Below are 17,193 nucleotides of genomic sequence, written 5' to 3' on the forward strand. Positions count from 1 at the left end.
GCAATTCAATACGGCTCTCCCTGGCGAAGTGCTGGAGATCGAATACCGAGTGCGACAGGCAAATGATGAATGGTGCTGGTTACTCAGTCGTAGCACTGTATTTAACACAACGCCAGCGGGAGATGTCCAACAGATTTTAGGAGTATCGATCGATATATCCCTTCGTAAGCAAGCAGAAGCCAAGCTAGAGCAGAGCAACGCCCGATTTGAGTCAGCGATGCTAGCCATAAGGGGGACGGTGTACGAGTGGGATCTGCAAGCGCAAACAGTCTATCGCTCCAAAGGATTGTTCGATCTGCTGGGCGTTCGGGCTGAAGATGCGCTACCAACGAGCGAGTGGTGGATGGAGCGGGTGCATCCCGACGACATAGAGCGCGCCCAAGCGGAGTTCCTGGCGGCTCCAGCGGGGATCGATCGGTTTGAGGGCGAATATCGCATCCGTCATGCCGCAGGGCACTGGATATATGTATCCGATCGCAACTATTTTCAGTATGATTCGCATGGACAAAGGATAAATATCATCGGCTTTACTACCGACATCACTGAGCGCAAACTCGCCGAGGAAGAGTTACATCAGAGTCAATTACTCGTGCAACGACAACTGATGGAAATCGAAGCAATTTATCAAACCGCACCTATCGGGCTAACAGTTCTCGATCGCCAATTGCGCTATGTCCGCCTCAATCAGCGGCTGGCAGAAATTAATGGTATCGATATTGACGACCATATCGGGCGCACGCTGCGCGAAATCGTGCCTAGTGTGGCAGATGAAGACGAACCGATCCTCAAGAGCATCTTCACCACCGGAGAGCCACTACTGAATATCGAAATTAGTGGTGAAACTACAGCTTCTCCTGGAGTCGAGCGAACTTGGATTCAAAATTGTTATCCGCTGAGGGATGAAACCGGACAGATCGCAGGGATTAATGTCGTCGTCCAAGAAATCACCGATCGCAAACGCGCTGAAGCAGCCATCGAAGAAGGTAAAGCAAAGCTCAACTATTTGTTAGCAGCAGCCGAGTTTGGCGACTGGGACTTGAATTTAGCCGATGGGACAGCGAACCGTTCCCTCCAACACGATCTGATTTTTGGCTACGAATCCCTGTTAGCCCAGTGGACTTACGACATGTTTCTCGAACATGTTCTACCCAAAGATCGCGCAGAAGTCGATCGTCAATACCAATATGCGATCGCCAATAACGAACCCTGGGATTTTGAGTGCCAAATTCGCCGTGCCGATAACCAGGTGCGCTGGATTTGGGCGAGTGGGTACATTTATCACAATGCCCAAGGGGTAGCTACGCGGATGCTCGGACTAGTGGCAGATATATCCCTTCGTAAAACCACCGAACTAGCATTAGCCGAACGCAACAAAGAGCTAGACAGTTTCGTACATACCGTTTCTCACGATCTCAAGGCTCCCTTACGGGCGATTTCCAACTTGTCAGTCTGGATTGAAGAAGATTTAGAAGACCAGTTGCCACCAGACAATCAGCAACAGTTTCAGCTTCTGCGTACCCGCGTCAAACGGATGGAGTTGATGATTGACTCTCTGCTGCTATACGCCCGTGCAGGGCGACAAGAAGCTCAGTTGGAAACCTTTGACCTCGCCGAACTCCTAGCTGAGATTATCGACTCCCTCGCTCCGCCAGAGAGCTTTAGAATCGAGATTCAGCCACCGTTGCCAAAGCTTACGACTAAGCGCGTATTTTTGAGCCAAGTTTTTGCCAACTTAATTAGCAACGCCATCAAACACCATACTTCGGTAACCGGACATCTTCACATTTGGGCGATCGAACATCCAGACTGCCATGAATTTATCGTCACAGATGACGGCCCTGGCATCGCCCCAGAACATCACGAAAAAGTTTTTGCCATCTTCCAAACTTTTGCAGGTAAGGATAATAGTGATAGTACGGGCATTGGATTAGCGATCGTCAAAAAAATCGTCGAAACGGAGCAAGGTACGATTCGGTTAGAGTCGAGTTTGGGGCAGGGGACAACTTTCTATGTGACCTGGCCGAAGAGTCATGGCTAGAAGACACATCCAAGGGCTTCAGAGATCGATACGTGCTTGGTTATGTGAAAAAATTGAGTGGTTGGATTGAGGAAATCAGGTGAACTGGAAGCCAATGATGTCAAAGTCTGAAGCGGACGAATATACTAAAGATAGCTACTACCAAGGGCAAGATTTTTATCATGGGACTAGCCGCAGGAATGCGGAAAGCATTATCTCAAAGGGAATCATTCTCGATTCCAATCTTGTCAATAGTTACGGAAATGGCTTCTATCTGGCGTTTAACAGGTACGATGCCATGCAATATGCAGATGTATCAGAACCCAGGCTTTTGACAGTCATGGTTAGATCGAACAACCCTAAAATATTTCAGAACAGCATTGAATTTTTAAGGTTTCAGGATCGCTCATAAATTCCTTATGATGATGAGCAAGCAAAAGCAATAACTATACTTTTAATCGATCGAGGTTTTGACTCGATTGAGATTCGTGGGCTTGGAACTTTAGTTATTATCTTTAACAAAGAACAAGTAGTTACACACCAAGTAGATAAATTATGAATCAGCAAAAAATAGGATGCCCAATTTGTAAACACTACAGCTTTGATGGTACTTGCGCCGCTTTTCCAGATCGCATTCCAATGGTGTTTCTGTCAGGAGAGCGCGGACATACAGAACCGATCGATGGTCAACAAAATGATATTGTGTTTGAATGGATTTCGCCAGAGGAGCAGCAGCAAAGAGTAAAGATAATTCTTGAGAAAGCAGATCGCGATTCTTTGAGTAATGAGCTTGTTCCACAACAAAAAGCTTGTACTTAGTTCGATCTCGATTACCTACGACGAAGCTGTGTTGGGTTTTCTCCATAGGAGACGCTCCGCGAAAGCGGATCGACCCAACCTACTCATTACTTTATTTGTCAGCCAACCGCAAATTCTGTGAACTGTCGCATATAGCTCGAATGGAATCCATTCACGATATTTTGCTTGTCAATTCCGATCTCGGCAAGTTTGACAGCAATATCAAATTCGGTGCCATTGTGTTGAATCCAGATTTTGCCATCTTTAATATCTAGATGCACCACACAACCATAGATTCGGTGTTGAAAGAAAGAATCATAGGTACTTAACCTAAGTTGCTACCTATAGAACGCCTACGATTGAAATCGTGGCTAATGTTGCAAAGTCCGCCTTCGCGGACTAGTTTATTAGTCCGCCTTCGCGGACTTTGCATTACGAGCAGCGGTTTCTAACCGCTGAGGTTATAGGTAGCAACTTGGGTTACTTAATGGAATAGCCAAGTACAATTTATATTCAGGATATTGTTCTCGCATCAGCAATCGATAATTTAAATATTGTCCGAGTGCTGTATGAAATTCCGAAACAGCCGAACCACTGAGAAAGCTTTTTACTTCAACTGCAATTTTTTCATTTTCTCGCTGGGCTGCAATTACTCTTTCTGCACCTAAATCGACATAGAGCGAACCCAGTCCAAATTCCAGTGAGAGAGGATCGTGAGTTATCGTCCAACCATCATGTTCTAAAGCAGTTTTCACTACGTTATGAAAGATATCGCGTGCGGACATGGCAGATTACAGTCATCGTTGGCGTAGCCTCTCCCTTGGAGAATCGATAACTAGATCGTAACATTACTATCGATCGATCTCGGAAGATTCTTGACCCTAACCCAAGTTCGTTACAATGAGATGCTGCCCGATTACCTCAGGTAGGCTATTGCTAAGGCAAACGCTCCGCTACCGCCAACGATCTCCGTATTTCCAAACATTCTTTTTGGAACAACCCATGAAAAATGAGCCACAATCATCATCCAACACCGCTGCTTTGAACGATCGCGAACTGGCACATTTTTTTCCAGGCGATAGCGAACTCGCCACCCGAATGCGCGCCCTCGACTGGTCGCAAACACCGCTGGGCGCGGTGGAGACTTGGCCGCAAAGCCTCTGCACATCAGTCAGTATTTGTCTGCAATCTCGTTTTCCGATGCTGATTTGGTGGGGGCGCGAGTTTGTGATGCTCTACAACGATGCTTACCGTCCGATGTTGGGAACGAGCAAACATCCGTATGCACTCGGACAGCGCGGACGAGAGTGCTGGTGGGAAGTTTGGGAGGTAATCGAGCCGATGCTGGACGGCGTATTGACGCAGGGCGAAGCAACTTGGTCTGAGGATGCCTTGTTCTCGCTAGATCGCAATGGTTATCTCGAAGAATGTTACTTCACATTTTCCTACAGTCCGATTTTGGATGAAACGGGGAATGTGGGTGGCGTTTTTACGGCGGTGACAGAGACGACGAAACACGTTCTAAGCGAACGTCGCTTGAACACCTTGAGCGAACTTGCCGCACAAACGGCAGGACTGACTACAGTTGAAGCAGCGTGTGCAGCCAGTGTTGCGGTGCTTGCTAAAAATCCTGACGATCCGTCGTTCGTGCTGCTCTATTCAGTCGATCCCGCAACTGGGCAAGCTAGCTTAACTGTGGCAACTGGATTGACAGCAGGGACGGAACTCAGCCCGATCGAAGTCAATTGTGCTGATGCCGAAACTGACTTGAGCCGTTGTTTTAAGCAAGTTCTGGAAACTGGTCGCTCCCAACGATTCGATCTGACCGAGCGGATCGATTGGTCTAGCCAATCCCTCGATCTCATCCCCACAATTGCTGTGGCGATCCCAGTCACTCGAACACCTCAAGCAGGGTTAGCACACATCTGTGTAGTGGGCATAAGTCCGCGTCGGGTATTGGATCGAGATTATCAGAATTTCTGCGAGCTATTGGCAGGGCAGCTCGGTACGGCGATCTCCACCGCTCGATCGCTTGAGGAAGGACGCAAACGCACCATCGCCCTAGCCGAAATCGATCGGGCTAAAACAGTATTTTTTAGTAATGTCAGCCACGAATTTCGCACGCCTCTAACGTTGATGCTCGGCCCGTTAGAGGAACTGTCCAATTCATTAGCCGATCGCGTCCAACCCGCCGAGCGCGAACAGCTTCAACTGATCCAACGCAACGGTATCCGCCTTCAAAAGCTGGTCAACACGCTGCTAGATTTCGCGCGGATTGAAGCTGGGCGGATTCAGGCATCTTACGAGCCAACGGATTTGGCTACTTACACCGTCGAGCTGGCTAGCATGTTTCGATCGCTCGTCGAGCAAGCTGGGCTGGAGCTAGAAATCGACTGTCCGCCCCTGTCGGTAACCGTGTACGTCGATCGGCAGATGTGGGAAAAGATCGTCTTCAATCTGATTTCCAATGCCTTCAAGTTTACATTTTCCGGCTCGATCTCCGTGCGGTTGCAAGCAGTGGCGGATGGGGTAGAATTCAGCGTCCGCGATACTGGAGTCGGCATTCCCACCGCCGAACTACCGCGACTATTTCAGCGATTTTATCGCGTCAGTGGCACTCGATCGCGCACTCATGAAGGTTCGGGGATCGGGCTAGCATTTGTGAAAAGGTTGGTCGAGCTGCATCAAGGCTCGATCGATGTCACCAGCGTCGAAGGTACGGGGACCTGTTTTACCATTACCATTCCCACTGGGACGGCGCATTTACCCCCAGATCGGATCGGTGCGACTCGCACTCTCATCTCAACGGAAATTGGCGCAAACGGTTTTGTCGAAGAAGCTGCAAGCTGGGTAGCGTTAGATACGACCCGATTAGCCGATGTGAGTCCCGATCTAATCGTCCAATCCTCAATTCAACCCGTCCTCGACCATCAACCCGCTCGAACTGCCAGGGTTCTCCTCGCAGACGACAACGCCGATCTGCGCGATTACTTGCGGCGGCTGCTGAGTCCACAGTACCAAGTAGTAGCAGTAGCCGATGGTGTTGCCGCCCTAGCCGCGATCCGCCACCAGATCCCCGATTTGCTCTTGGCAGATGTGATGATGCCCAACCTCGATGGACTGAGCTTGTTGCAAACCCTCCGCAGCGACCCGCAAATTAGAGAAATCCCCATTATCCTGCTGTCGGCTAGAGCCGGAGAAGAGGCGCGGCTGGAAGGACTAGCAGCCGGAGCTGATGACTATATCACCAAGCCCTTCTCTGCCCGCGAACTGCTAGTGCGCGTGGAAGTAACCTTGAAACTAGCGCAAATGCGCCAAGCCGCGACCCAGCGGGAGCAAGCCTTACGACTGGAAGCCGAAACAGCCAAGGCGCAAGTTGAAAGTATTTTAACGAGTATTCGGGATGGCTTCTATGTGCTCGATCGCGATTGGTGCTTTATATACATCAACGATCGCTTTTGCGAACTGGCGGGAATGTCCCGCGCCGAAATCATCGGTCGCAATGTGTGGGAGTTGTTTCCCCCAGCCGTCGGGAATGAGGTGTACGTCCATTTTCATCAAGCAATGGGCGATCTCGCTCCTAGGCAGTTTGAACACTTCTATCCGGCTTGGCAGCAGTGGCACGAATACCGCATTTATCCGTCACCGAGTAGCCTGACGATTTTTGTCGCGGAGATTACCGAGCGCAAACTCGCCGCAGCCAAACAGCACGAAACGCTGACATTGCTAAATGCGATCGGCGATTACTCAGTCGATATCATTTTCGCCAAAGATAGGGCCGGACGATTCCTATTTGTCAATCCTGCGATCTCTGACTACTTTGGTAAGTCAGTCGCCGAACTACTGGGCAAAGACGAATTTTTCTTGATCGAAGACCGCGCGGCCGCCGAAGCAATTCGCGCTAACGATCGATCCATTATCGAATCTGGTGTCCCCGCAATGTTTGAAGAACCGATCGTCATCGACGGGAATGTGCGGACTTTCCTCTCGACCAAAGCCCCACTGCGCGACGTAGATGGCAATATCTTGGGGCTAGTCGGCATCGGACATGATATCACCGATCGCAAACTCGCCGAAGTAGCTTTAGTCAATCGCAACAATGAGCTAGACAGCTTCGTCCATACCGTTTCTCACGATCTCAAGGCTCCCTTGCGCGCGATCTCCAACCTATCTCAGTGGATTGAAGACGATTTAGAAGATAAGTTGCCACCAGACAACCAGCAACAGTTTCAGCTCCTCCGCACCCGCGTCAAACGGATGGAGTCAATGATTGACAGCTTGCTCCTGTACGCCCGCGCAGGCAGGCAAGGAGCTACAGTGGAAACCTTCGACCTCGCCGAACTCCTAGCTGAGATTATCGACTCCATTGACCCGCCAGAGGGCTTTAGAATCGACATTCAGCCACCGATACCAATACTTTCGACCAAGCGGGTATTTTTGAGCCAAGTCTTGACCAACCTGATTAGCAACGCCATCAAGCACCATGATTCTGTCACCGGACATCTGCAAATTTCGGCGATCGAACATCCCGACTACCATGAATTTATCATCAAAGATGACGGCCCCGGCATCGCCCCAGAACATCATGCCAAAGTCTTTGCCATCTTCCAAACTCTCATAGGTAAGGACAATAGTGACAGTACGGGAGTCGGTTTAGCGATCGTCAAAAAGATCGTCGAAACAGAGCAAGGTACGATTCGGCTAGAGTCGAGTTTAGGACAGGGGACGACTTTTTATGTGACTTGGCCGAAAAGTCACGGCTAGAGAAATTCAGCGTTGATTATTAGATCGCGATCGTGAGTGATGTCGATCGCAGACAAGTATAGAAATATAGTGGTTTAGTATTAACACCCGTATTTACACGTAGGCAGATCGAACTAAGTCGATCGAACGTATTCACAATACTGGGAGCTAATATTTAACGCTACGAGCATGTCTGAATCGATTGAGTCTGCTTCTACTACAGCCACTTTTAAACAAAATAGTACCATTAAAATCGATGGTAGTTTAGGCGATTGGAGATCGATCGATCGTTTAGATGCGGCGGCTCGTCAACAGGTAGCGGGTTATCTGGTATATGGCAAAAATACCGATGATGGTTATGTTATCGCGATCGATTCTAGTCAAGTAGAAATTGGTACAAATACGACAATTTGGTTGAATATCGATCGCAATAAAAATACGGGTTATCAGGTATTTGGTTCGACAGTTGGGGCGGAATATAATATTAATATTGCCGCAGATGGCAAACCATATTTATACAGTGGAGCGGCAGGAGAAAATTTTATTGGTGCGGTAGATTTTGCCCGCAGTAGCGATGGTAAAACGCTCGAAATTATCATTCCCAAGGCAATTACCAGTACTGCCCAAATGGGTATCGATGCTTATATAGATGTAAACGATCGAGTCTTTATAACTGATGACTATGCAAATAATAGTTTGAGTATTGGCAGTATGAGTTTACCAAGTCGGACTAATTCGAGCAAGCGAATTGCAATTGTTTATTCAGAAACTTCTGCAAATAACTATTTTGACAAGAAGGCTTACAGTCAACTATTTGCTAACGCTCAAACTCAGGCGATCGCCGCAGGTATTCCGTTTGACTTAATTACCGAAGCCGATCTTAAATCTATAAATAATCTCGTTAATTACGATGCCTTAGTATTTCCATCATTTAGTAATATTAACAAAGCCGATCTGAGTGCGATCGAAACTTCACTCACCGAAGCTGTAGATAAATATAAAATTGGCATAATTGCGGCTGGCGATTTTATTACCAACGATGAAACGGGTGCGGTATTAGGTGGGGATGCTTACAGTCGGATGAAAAATCTGCTCGGTGTCCAACGCACTGCTGGCGGTGGCATTCGGAATGCCGTTGTGACAACTAAAGATGTTAATAACAATATTTTAGCGGGATTGAATAGTGGCGAAACTTTAGTTAATTACGATCGCGGGACTGCTTTTGCCGCGTATAGTGCGATCGATTCGACTGGCAAAACTCTAGCAGAACAGAAGATCGAGGGGACGAATTATAACGCCGTAATCGCAACCAAAACAGGTGGTCAAAATATCCATTTTGCCAATCAATCGATCTTTGCCGATTCTAACATTGTCGCACCAGCAATTCAATCGATCGTCGAGCCAGATGCTACCCGCATTAGCCTCGATTTGACTCGAAATAATAGCTTATTTTTGTCCCGCGATGATGTAGATCGATCGAAATATGCGATCGAAGCACCACAAATAGAATCAAAACTTACTGATGTATTAACAAATTGGAAAGATAAATACGGATTCGTCGGTTCGCACTATATCAATATCGGTAACGATCTTGCTAAAAATGAATATACCGATTGGAATGTAATGCAACCAATTTATCAACGCTGGTTGGCATTGGGAAACGAAATCGGTACGCACTCATATACGCATCCAGAATCTCCCAGCAATCTGACACCAACCGAGGTTGAATTTGAATTTAACCAATCGAAAAATGTTATCGCCAGCCAATTAGGAACTAACATTACTGGTGCAGCCACACCCGGAAATCCCGATAGCTTGGCACTCGATCGGCAAATCGATAATTATTTCCAGTATTATACAGGCGTAGGCACTGCCTATAATAACGCTTTTGGCTTCCTCGAACCGACAGCTAAAGCCGTATATTTCGCACCTAATATCTCCTTTGATTTTAACGCGATTGGTTTTCAAAAACTCACCAGTGTGCAAACCGCCGCGTTATGGGAGCGAGAATACAACCAGCTCAAACGCAGCCGCAAACCAATTATCGAATTTGCTTGGCACGATTACGGCGCGACCGGAGCCGATCCGAACTACGATCCGGCAATGTATACTAACTTTATCGCCAGAGCTGCCGCCGACGGTACCGAATTTGTCACCTTCGACGACGCACAAAACCGGATTCGGACATTTGCCAAATCTCAAGTCACTAGCCAGCAAGTCGGCGATACAATTAACGCACGAGTCACCCCAGATGCCAGCACCGCCGGAGTCGGTAAATTCTCACTCGACATCCAATCGGCTCAAAAAATTAAAAACGTCGGTAATTACTACGCCTTCGATAACAACTCCGTATTTCTGACAAAAACAGGCGGCGACTACCAAATTAACTTAGGCACCCAAGCAGATAAAGTCACTCACATCGTCGCACTCGCACAACGCGCCGAACTCCTCTCGGTGACAGGCGACGGTCAAAATCTCGACTATACTTTCAATGGTGAAGGTAACATCTCGATCGATCTTAACATCCCCACAGGGCAAGGGATCACCGCCACAGGAGCCGATCGTTATAGTTTAGTAGGCTCCAGACTGGAAATGACATTCAATCGCGCCACGACGCACACAGCAGGCGTAAAAGTCGGATCTACTCAAGGCACCACAGGCAACGATTTACTCCTTGGCGGGAGTAGCAATAATTCCCTCCTCGGTGTCGATCCTAATAGCACTGCGGGTAAAGGCGAAATCGACACCCTCATCGGTTCGGGAAATCGCGATTCTCTTCCAGAGACGCTACGCGAACGCTTCATCCTCGGCGATGCCAATCGGGTTTATTATAACGATGGCGATAGCACCACCAGCGGCATTAATGACTACGCCAACATCGTTGGCTTCTCGGCGACTGGCGATGTCATTCAACTCAAAGGAACCGCCGCAGACTATTCGCTCGGTACCGCGCCTGCTGGTGAAAATACGGGTACGGCTATTTACAACAATCGCTCCGGCGAGCCAGAATTAATTGGTATTGTCCAAAATACATCGGGATTGAGTCTGGCGGATGGTTATTTTAACTATGTTTAATTAACTTTAGTTACTATCTATTTTTTATCTGCGACTGAAGTCGCGGCTAATGTTGCAAAGTCCGCCTACGCGGACTAAGAAACTAGTCCGCCTACGCGGACTTCGCACTATGAGCAGCGGTTTTTAACCGCTGAGGTTTTAGGTAGAAACTATGTTTAATTATTAGAATAGTCTCCAATCGCCTCATGCTGGTTTTGCTCTTGATATTTTGCCCACATTTCCTGAAATGCTTGCTCCATATCGCGAGTAAATTGTTTGGCATTCCAGACAGGTGCGGTAGTTCGACCCGATCGCAGTTTACCAGCAATTTTGTCTCGTAAATCGCGATCGAGTCCCAATTTTACCCCCCACTCAATATATTCTGCCAAGCTCCAAGCAATTCCTTCCTCAATTCCCGCATTGAGCATAAAGGTATAACTATTGCGCGCCGCAAATTGTTGTCCGACTTGAGTTACCATCGGAATCCCCATCCACAAAGTTTCGAGAGTCGTGGTGGCACCATTATAGGGGAAAGTATCGAGAACTATATCGGCGATCGCCAAATTAGCACGATGAGTAGGTTCGTCAGCCACAGATCCGACGAATCGCAATCGATCGAATTCTACACCTTCTTCGATCGCAATTTGCCCGAAAAACTCTTGAATAATTTTTGGATCTGTGTCGCCTTTAACAATAAAGTAACTATTAGGTACCGCTTTAATAATTTGCATCTGCGCTCTGACTGTTTGCGGATGGCGTTTAAAGCCTCTTTGTCCGCTCCAATAAATAATCGCATCGTCGGGAATATTTAGCTCCCGCCGACTGAGAGTGGCAATACCAACTTCAAAACCATTCACAGCTAAATATGTCTGTGGTAATCGCCAAATTTTTTCTCGGTAATAGTCTTGAGCATTAGCTGGCAATACATAAGGATCGGCAATAAAATAATCGACAGTTGCTAAACCCGTGGCATCCCAACCCAGCCAACTTACCTGAACTGGAGCTGGTTTGGCAGCTAATACTTGACAAGTAATATTTAAAGTCAAACTATCTAAATCGATGAGAATATCGATCTCATCGGCACGAATTTGGGCAGCAACGCGTTCGCCATCGGCTACCAGACAATAGCTGATGTTCGATCGATCTCGAAACCATTTTTGATAAAATGGATTGTCAGGATTTTGATTGATACAGTAAGTAAAAACTTGGAATTTTTCGCGATCGTGATTCTGAAATAACCACCGACTCAGCCAGCCGACAGAATGACTTTTTAGCGTCGAGCCGACATAGCCAATTCTGATTACCCCTGCGAGTTTCGGTAATGAAGCTGGCTCGGCAATATAGTTTTTAAGATGAGCCTGATTATGTTCTAGATAAATATCGGCAATTTTATTTTGGAGTTGTCGATAATAGGCTGGTCGATCGTCTGTATATGGTGAGAATACATTAGCGACAATAATTCTTTGATTGGTAACTAAATCTAGTTGTGAAAATGTCTCGGTACTAAATTGCTCGATTAATTGCTGATGTCTTTGCAGTGCCAGACTAGCTTGCTGCCAATTACCTGCGGTTAAATAGGCAATTAGCAATGGATAACTAGCTCGAATTCGATCGCAAATATTAGTGCATAGATCGTAAATAGCTACACAGGTTTCAATCGCCCGATCGTGACACGCCATATCTGAGTAAATGCGCCCTAAAATATGGGCGATCTGGAAATTCTGCGGTTGTAAAGTTCGACAAAATTCAAGAATATCGACCATGAATGTATTCGCACCAGTCCGATGCGATGCATTCATAATATCGTTAGCTAAATTATCGACTTCTACAACCGAATCGTGCAAGTATGTTAGAATAAGTGTCTCGATCGATCGAGATGTAGATTCAGCCGGAAAATTTAGTAGCGATCTCAATAAATCTGCTAATAAATTACGATCTACCTTGCTAAGATCGCTATCGACAACTAACTCGTTCACCTGCCATTCTAGCAACAGATCGGGTGTAAAGCTCTCGAATCTAATCTCCAATAAAATCGATCGCAATAAATTATTTATACAAAAAGGATCGATCGATTGCAAACATTGACAGATCGATCGAGCATTATCGAGATTATTGGCATAAAATTCTTCAGTAGCCGATCGATCGAGTAAAGCTGATAACTCACTAGTTAAAACTTCCGACTCCAGCTCGGAAGCTGATTCAAACGGAATAAACCAAGTAGCTTGAGCATCGAGTTCGCGATCCTGAAGTAGGTAAGCTAGCCCTAAATACCAATAGTTATTATTATCGGTGTTTCCCTCATTAATTAATGTTTCATACCGATCTGCAACCTGTTCTAAGCTAGTAGGATTGGCATGAAGATCCGTTTCTATAATTGGTAAAGTATCTAGAGTTTGCATTTGTTTAGGGTCGAGCAGATGCTGAGGAAATAAAGGAGTAATTAAAAAACAATCCGAAAACCGATTAATTTAGATCGTGTTGCTCCTGCTGATATTTTGCCCACATATCTCGATAAGCTTGCTCCATATCGCGAGTAAATTGTTTAGCATTCCAAACAGGTGCAGTAGCTCGTCCCGATTTTAATTTACCGTGAATCTTATCTCGTAAATCGCGATCGAGTCCCAATTTTATGCCCCAGTCGATATATTCCTGCGGACTCCAAGCAATTCCTTCAGTAATACCAGCATTCAGCATAAAAGTATAACTATTGCGTGCGGCAAATTGTTGACCGACTTGCGTTACCATCGGAATCCCCATCCACAAAGTTTCGAGAGTTGTGGTGGCACCATTGTAGGGAAAAGTATCTAAAACTATATCTGCGATCGCTAGATTAGCACGATGCGTATATTCATCTCTATCTCTGCCTAAAAAGCGCAGTCGATCTGCATCTAATCCTACTTCTGTAGCTAATTTACCAAAGAAATCTTGGATAGTTGCCGCGTCGCTATCGCCTTTAATTAAAAAGTAGCTATTTGGTACAGATTTAATAATTTGCATCTGATTTCTAATACAATCTGGATGGCGTTTGTATCCAGATTGACCGCTCAGATAAATTACCGCATCAGCCGGAATATTTAAATCGGCACGTCGTAGGGTTGGGGTACCAATTTCAAAGCCATCAACGGCTAAATACGTCCGAGGTAATCGCCAAATTTTCTCCTGATAATAATCTTGAGCATCATCTGGTAGCACGTAAGGATCGGCAACAAAGTAATCAATCGCGGGAATACCTGTAGAATCCCATCCCAACCAACTCACCTGAACTGGAGCTGGTTTTTCGGCCATCACCAAGCAGGTGACATCCAAAGTCAGACTATCCAAGTCAATTAAAATATCGATTTCATCTGCCCTAATTTGAGCGACAACTTCTGATGATGAAGCCCCAAAGTATGAAGTGATATCTACTTTGTCCCTGAACCATTGATGGTTGAACTCATCTGCTGAATTCAGATTAATACAGTAGAGAAATACCTGAAAAGACTGGCGATCGTGATGGTGTAGTAGCCATCGACTCAGCCAACCCACCGAGTGTTTTTTCAGCGTAGAACCGATGTAACCAATCCGCAGACATCCAACTGGCTTTTCTATTATAGAGCTGTCAAATTTTGCGTTAAGACAAGTTGAATGGATATTCTGTTGATAGAGAGCTGCAATTTGATTTTGTAATGATTTATTGACGAGCGGATTGTCTTCGGTATAGGGTAAGAAAAATGAAGATATCAGTAATACTTTGCATCGCCCACGGTCTAAGTCTTGTGGCGATATCTCAATCATCTCTTTGAGTAACTGCCGATGGAGATCGATTCTAGCTGCTTCACCCTGCCAATTTCCCGCCGTAAAATGAACTCTTTGCAGTTGATGGCTCCCAAACAATCGCTCGATGATTCCTGGTGCCAATTGATAATACTTTTCGGCAGCGGTAATCGCTTCTGAATAGCGACCGACACCTGAATATACATAACTCAAACCTTGCAGCGTATTTAAAAAATCCGGTTTGACTCGATCGCATACTTCTACTAATTTAACTAGATATAAATTGCGATCTTGGAGGTCGAACAGTTGTTGTAAAATAGCGATGAGCCTAATAATAATCGATTCTCGTCCAGAGCCAGTAAGCTGTAAGCAATACTCAATCAGTTCTAAGCTCAAATCTGTCTGAATGGTTACCAACGTGCCGATCGCACTCTCTAGCAAATCGTCATTAATACTGCCGATCTCACATGCTGACAATAAATCTTGCAGTTGCGACTCAACTAACAATTCTGATGTGAGGATGCCCATCTGGCTGGCTAGACAGAGCGAGTGTAAGCTATTTTCGACTCGATCTGGTGCGAGTGCCCAGATTTGTTGACAGAGGAGCCAAGCTGTCTCTAGCTCTGGTATTTCAGTGTAGTCATTAGCGGCTCGTGCTAATACTGCCAACAGATCTTCAGTCAAATTGTCAATTTCACTCTCGGCTGCTGTAGATAGAGGGATAAACCAAACTGCTTGCGCGTCGTCCTCTCGATCTGACAATAGATAAGCAATCCCTAAATGCCAATAATTACTCGCGATCGTCTCATCAGTCGCGATCGCTGCTTCATAAAAATCGATCGCCTGTGAAGGTCGAGCGAGCGATTCGATCGTGGGGTTAGATATTGATACCTGCATAAACTACACCCTGACAAAGGACAAATCATCCTTCAGTATAAGCAGCCAGATATCGAGAGCGAATCCAGGTAACTACGGAACAAAATCGATCGCTTTGTTGCGTTGACAGTATATCTACCGATAAATTTTTAGTTTCAAGTCGATTGGTGCTTGAGATTTCCGATGTCAATGTTGCACCTAAATATCCGGCGCACACATAGATTTTTAGATAAAATTGGGCTACTACTTAGATACTGAGAGTGGTCAGACCAGCACCGCAGGTGGGCTTTGCGCCTGCTGGAGCAGTAGCAGGGTTAGGAGGTGTAGTACCAGCAACAAGGGCTTCACAGATGACGGTACCATTGACATTTTGTCCAGAACCGTTACCAAACCGCACGTCAGCACCACTGTAGCCTCTGAGTTCAGCAAATTTTGCTTGAGCGAGAATACTCGCTGAGTCATTGACGGCACTCGTAGAAAGTGTATATGTATAGTTTTTACTGTCACCAGTTGTGACCCCGGTAATAGTACCGATTGCCAACACATCAAAAGAAGATGCGAAACTATTATTTTCGGCGCGATAAGAGTTTTGGGTTTTGTTGACTAGTGCGACGTTTTGTTTGCCTTCACTTTGTTTAGCTTTAGAAGACTGGTTGAGGAAGTTAGGCAGGGCGATCGCTGACAAGATCCCAATGATGATAATGACAACTAACAATTCGACTAATGTAAAACCTTTTTCACTGGGTTTGCGATTGAGATATTGGATGAATTTAGCTTGTAGTTCAGTTCTCATTTGTACGTATTCCTGCCACAATTGACACTAGATTGGATTGTTGATTATAAGTGATTAAAACAAGTGGTGGGTAAGATACCCACCGTTAATGTGCCATTTGGGTGTGTAGCGAACGTACAGATCTTGATTTGAAGACCTGCACATCTTACCTACAGACTTAAAGTAGTTAGACCAGCACCACAAGTAGGTGTAGCACCTGCGGGCGCAGTGGCAGCGGCTGGTGCAGCAGTACCAGGGGTGAGTGCTTCACACAAGACAGTTCCGATTACGTTTTGTCCGGCACCGTTACCAAACCGAACAGCAGCACCGCTATAACCTTTGAGACCACCATCTCTGGCGGTAGCAAGAATACTACCAGCGTCGTTAGGAACCGAAGTAGTGAGCGCGTAAGTGTAGTTAACAGTAGAACCGGCACCAGCAGGACCAGTAACACTACCGATTGCTAAAACATCGAACGCAGTCGCAAAGGCGGTATTTTCAGCACGGAAAGCGTTTTGGGTTTTGTTGATTAGAGCAACGTTTTGCTTCCCTTCGGACTGCTTGGCTTTAGAAGTTTGGTTGAGGAAGTTAGGTAAAGCGATTGCAGCCAAGATTCCGATGATGATAATTACAACTAACAGTTCGACTAATGTGAAACCTTTTTCGCTGTTTTTGCGGCTGTTGAGGTGTTGGATGAATTTAGCTTGTAGTTCAGTTCTCATTTTGATTATTTCCTGTAAGGTTTGGGGTGGTGTGTTGCGTTGCGTTTGCTTCGTGTCCTCAGCTTACCCACTTCTTTCAAGTTACCTATCACCCCCAACCAACTTTTTTTTAAAATCTTTTAAAACAGACGGTTATCCTACTATCAAACTCTCTCTGGGTGCGGAAATTACGACTTAAAAGAATTTTTGAAATTGGGCAATATATCTCTCGATCGGATGATGCTTGGTAGCTAACAGCTAGTAGTTGGGGCAAAAAAATCCCCGCGAAGTGCATTTATACAATTGAAGTGTGTAAATTTGCCTTTGACGGGTATTTAAGGGTTGTCTATATATATGTGTTTGGATTTGGTGTTGCGAATCGGAGATCTACCCACCCCACTGGGCGGGTGACCCGACCAGTAGCCCTACGGGCACCCCTCCGTTCGCGTAGCGTCTGCCTTCGCAGAGGAGGGGATTTT

The 17,193-nt window shown here is 46.1% G+C and carries 10 protein-coding genes and 2 pseudogenes; 5 read left to right on the top strand and 7 right to left on the bottom strand.

What is annotated here, in order from left to right:
• The 3 genes from RMO79_RS07410 to RMO79_RS07420 all read left to right on the top strand — a co-directional run.
• The coding region (locus tag RMO79_RS07410) for a PAS domain-containing protein (protein ID WP_310482474.1) at positions 1-2,038 on the top strand (2,038 nt) is incomplete at its 5' end.
• 79 nt (positions 2,039-2,117) lie between these two features.
• Positions 2,118-2,429, top strand: coding sequence for a hypothetical protein (locus RMO79_RS07415; RefSeq protein ID WP_310482475.1), 312 nt, complete (start codon positions 2,118-2,120; stop codon positions 2,427-2,429).
• A gap of 143 nt (positions 2,430-2,572) precedes the next feature.
• A complete protein-coding gene (locus RMO79_RS07420) occupies positions 2,573-2,836 on the top strand; it encodes a hypothetical protein (RefSeq protein WP_310482476.1) in 264 nt (87 codons plus the stop codon).
• A 98-nt stretch (positions 2,837-2,934) separates the two neighbouring features.
• On the opposite strand, the pseudogene RMO79_RS07425 reads toward RMO79_RS07420, so the two are convergent.
• Both RMO79_RS07425 and RMO79_RS07430 read right to left on the bottom strand, forming a co-directional pair.
• Positions 2,935-3,114: pseudogene (locus RMO79_RS07425) on the bottom strand (element excision factor XisI family protein); the annotation flags it as partial.
• 162 nt (positions 3,115-3,276) lie between these two features.
• Positions 3,277-3,600 carry a XisH family protein gene (locus RMO79_RS07430; RefSeq protein ID WP_310482477.1) on the bottom strand — a complete coding sequence of 108 codons (324 nt, stop codon included), beginning with the start codon at positions 3,598-3,600 and terminating at the stop codon, positions 3,277-3,279.
• Positions 3,601-3,817: 217 nt separating this feature from the next.
• On the opposite strand from RMO79_RS07430, the gene RMO79_RS07435 reads away from it, so the two are divergent.
• Complete coding sequence (locus RMO79_RS07435; RefSeq protein WP_310482478.1) at positions 3,818-7,579, top strand: ATP-binding protein; 3,762 nt, start codon at positions 3,818-3,820, stop codon at positions 7,577-7,579.
• Between the two features lie 168 nt (positions 7,580-7,747).
• The gene (locus tag RMO79_RS07440; protein WP_310482479.1) at positions 7,748-10,633 is read left to right on the top strand and encodes a polysaccharide deacetylase family protein; all 2,886 of its coding nucleotides are present in this window, start codon (positions 7,748-7,750) and stop codon (positions 10,631-10,633) included.
• Positions 10,634-10,816: 183 nt separating this feature from the next.
• On the opposite strand, the gene RMO79_RS24475 is transcribed toward RMO79_RS07440, so the two are convergent.
• From RMO79_RS24475 to RMO79_RS07460, 5 genes and pseudogenes are all read right to left on the bottom strand, one after another.
• Complete coding sequence (locus tag RMO79_RS24475; protein ID WP_396136551.1) at positions 10,817-10,924, bottom strand: hypothetical protein; 108 nt, start codon at positions 10,922-10,924, stop codon at positions 10,817-10,819.
• A pseudogene (locus RMO79_RS07445) lies at positions 10,882-13,011 on the bottom strand (O-linked N-acetylglucosamine transferase, SPINDLY family protein); the annotation flags it as partial. The gene RMO79_RS24475 and the pseudogene RMO79_RS07445, both read right to left, overlap by 43 nt.
• A 64-nt stretch (positions 13,012-13,075) precedes the next feature.
• Complete coding sequence (locus RMO79_RS07450; protein ID WP_310482481.1) at positions 13,076-15,262, bottom strand: O-linked N-acetylglucosamine transferase, SPINDLY family protein; 2,187 nt, start codon at positions 15,260-15,262, stop codon at positions 13,076-13,078.
• A 226-nt stretch (positions 15,263-15,488) separates the two neighbouring features.
• On the bottom strand, positions 15,489-16,034 hold the full coding sequence (locus RMO79_RS07455) for a type IV pilin-like G/H family protein (RefSeq protein ID WP_310482482.1): 546 nt from the start codon (positions 16,032-16,034) through the stop codon (positions 15,489-15,491).
• 149 nt (positions 16,035-16,183) lie between these two features.
• On the bottom strand, positions 16,184-16,735 hold the full coding sequence (locus RMO79_RS07460; protein ID WP_310482483.1) for a type IV pilin-like G/H family protein: 552 nt from the start codon (positions 16,733-16,735) through the stop codon (positions 16,184-16,186).
• Positions 16,736-17,193: the final 458 nt, after the last annotated feature.

The organism is Chamaesiphon sp. VAR_48_metabat_403 (assembly GCF_031422475.1).
GTDB lineage: Bacteria > Cyanobacteriota > Cyanobacteriia > Cyanobacteriales > Chamaesiphonaceae > Chamaesiphon.

Coding starts and splice junctions, on each gene's coding strand:
- RMO79_RS07420 (WP_310482476.1), top strand. CDS start 2,573: ATGAATCAGCAAAAAATAGGATGCCCAATTTGTAAACACTACAGCTTT.
- RMO79_RS07430 (WP_310482477.1), bottom strand. CDS start 3,600: ATGTCCGCACGCGATATCTTTCATAACGTAGTGAAAACTGCTTTAGAA.
- RMO79_RS07435 (WP_310482478.1), top strand. CDS start 3,818: ATGAAAAATGAGCCACAATCATCATCCAACACCGCTGCTTTGAACGAT.
- RMO79_RS07440 (WP_310482479.1), top strand. CDS start 7,748: ATGTCTGAATCGATTGAGTCTGCTTCTACTACAGCCACTTTTAAACAA.
- RMO79_RS07450 (WP_310482481.1), bottom strand. CDS start 15,262: ATGCAGGTATCAATATCTAACCCCACGATCGAATCGCTCGCTCGACCT.
- RMO79_RS07455 (WP_310482482.1), bottom strand. CDS start 16,034: ATGAGAACTGAACTACAAGCTAAATTCATCCAATATCTCAATCGCAAA.
- RMO79_RS07460 (WP_310482483.1), bottom strand. CDS start 16,735: ATGAGAACTGAACTACAAGCTAAATTCATCCAACACCTCAACAGCCGC.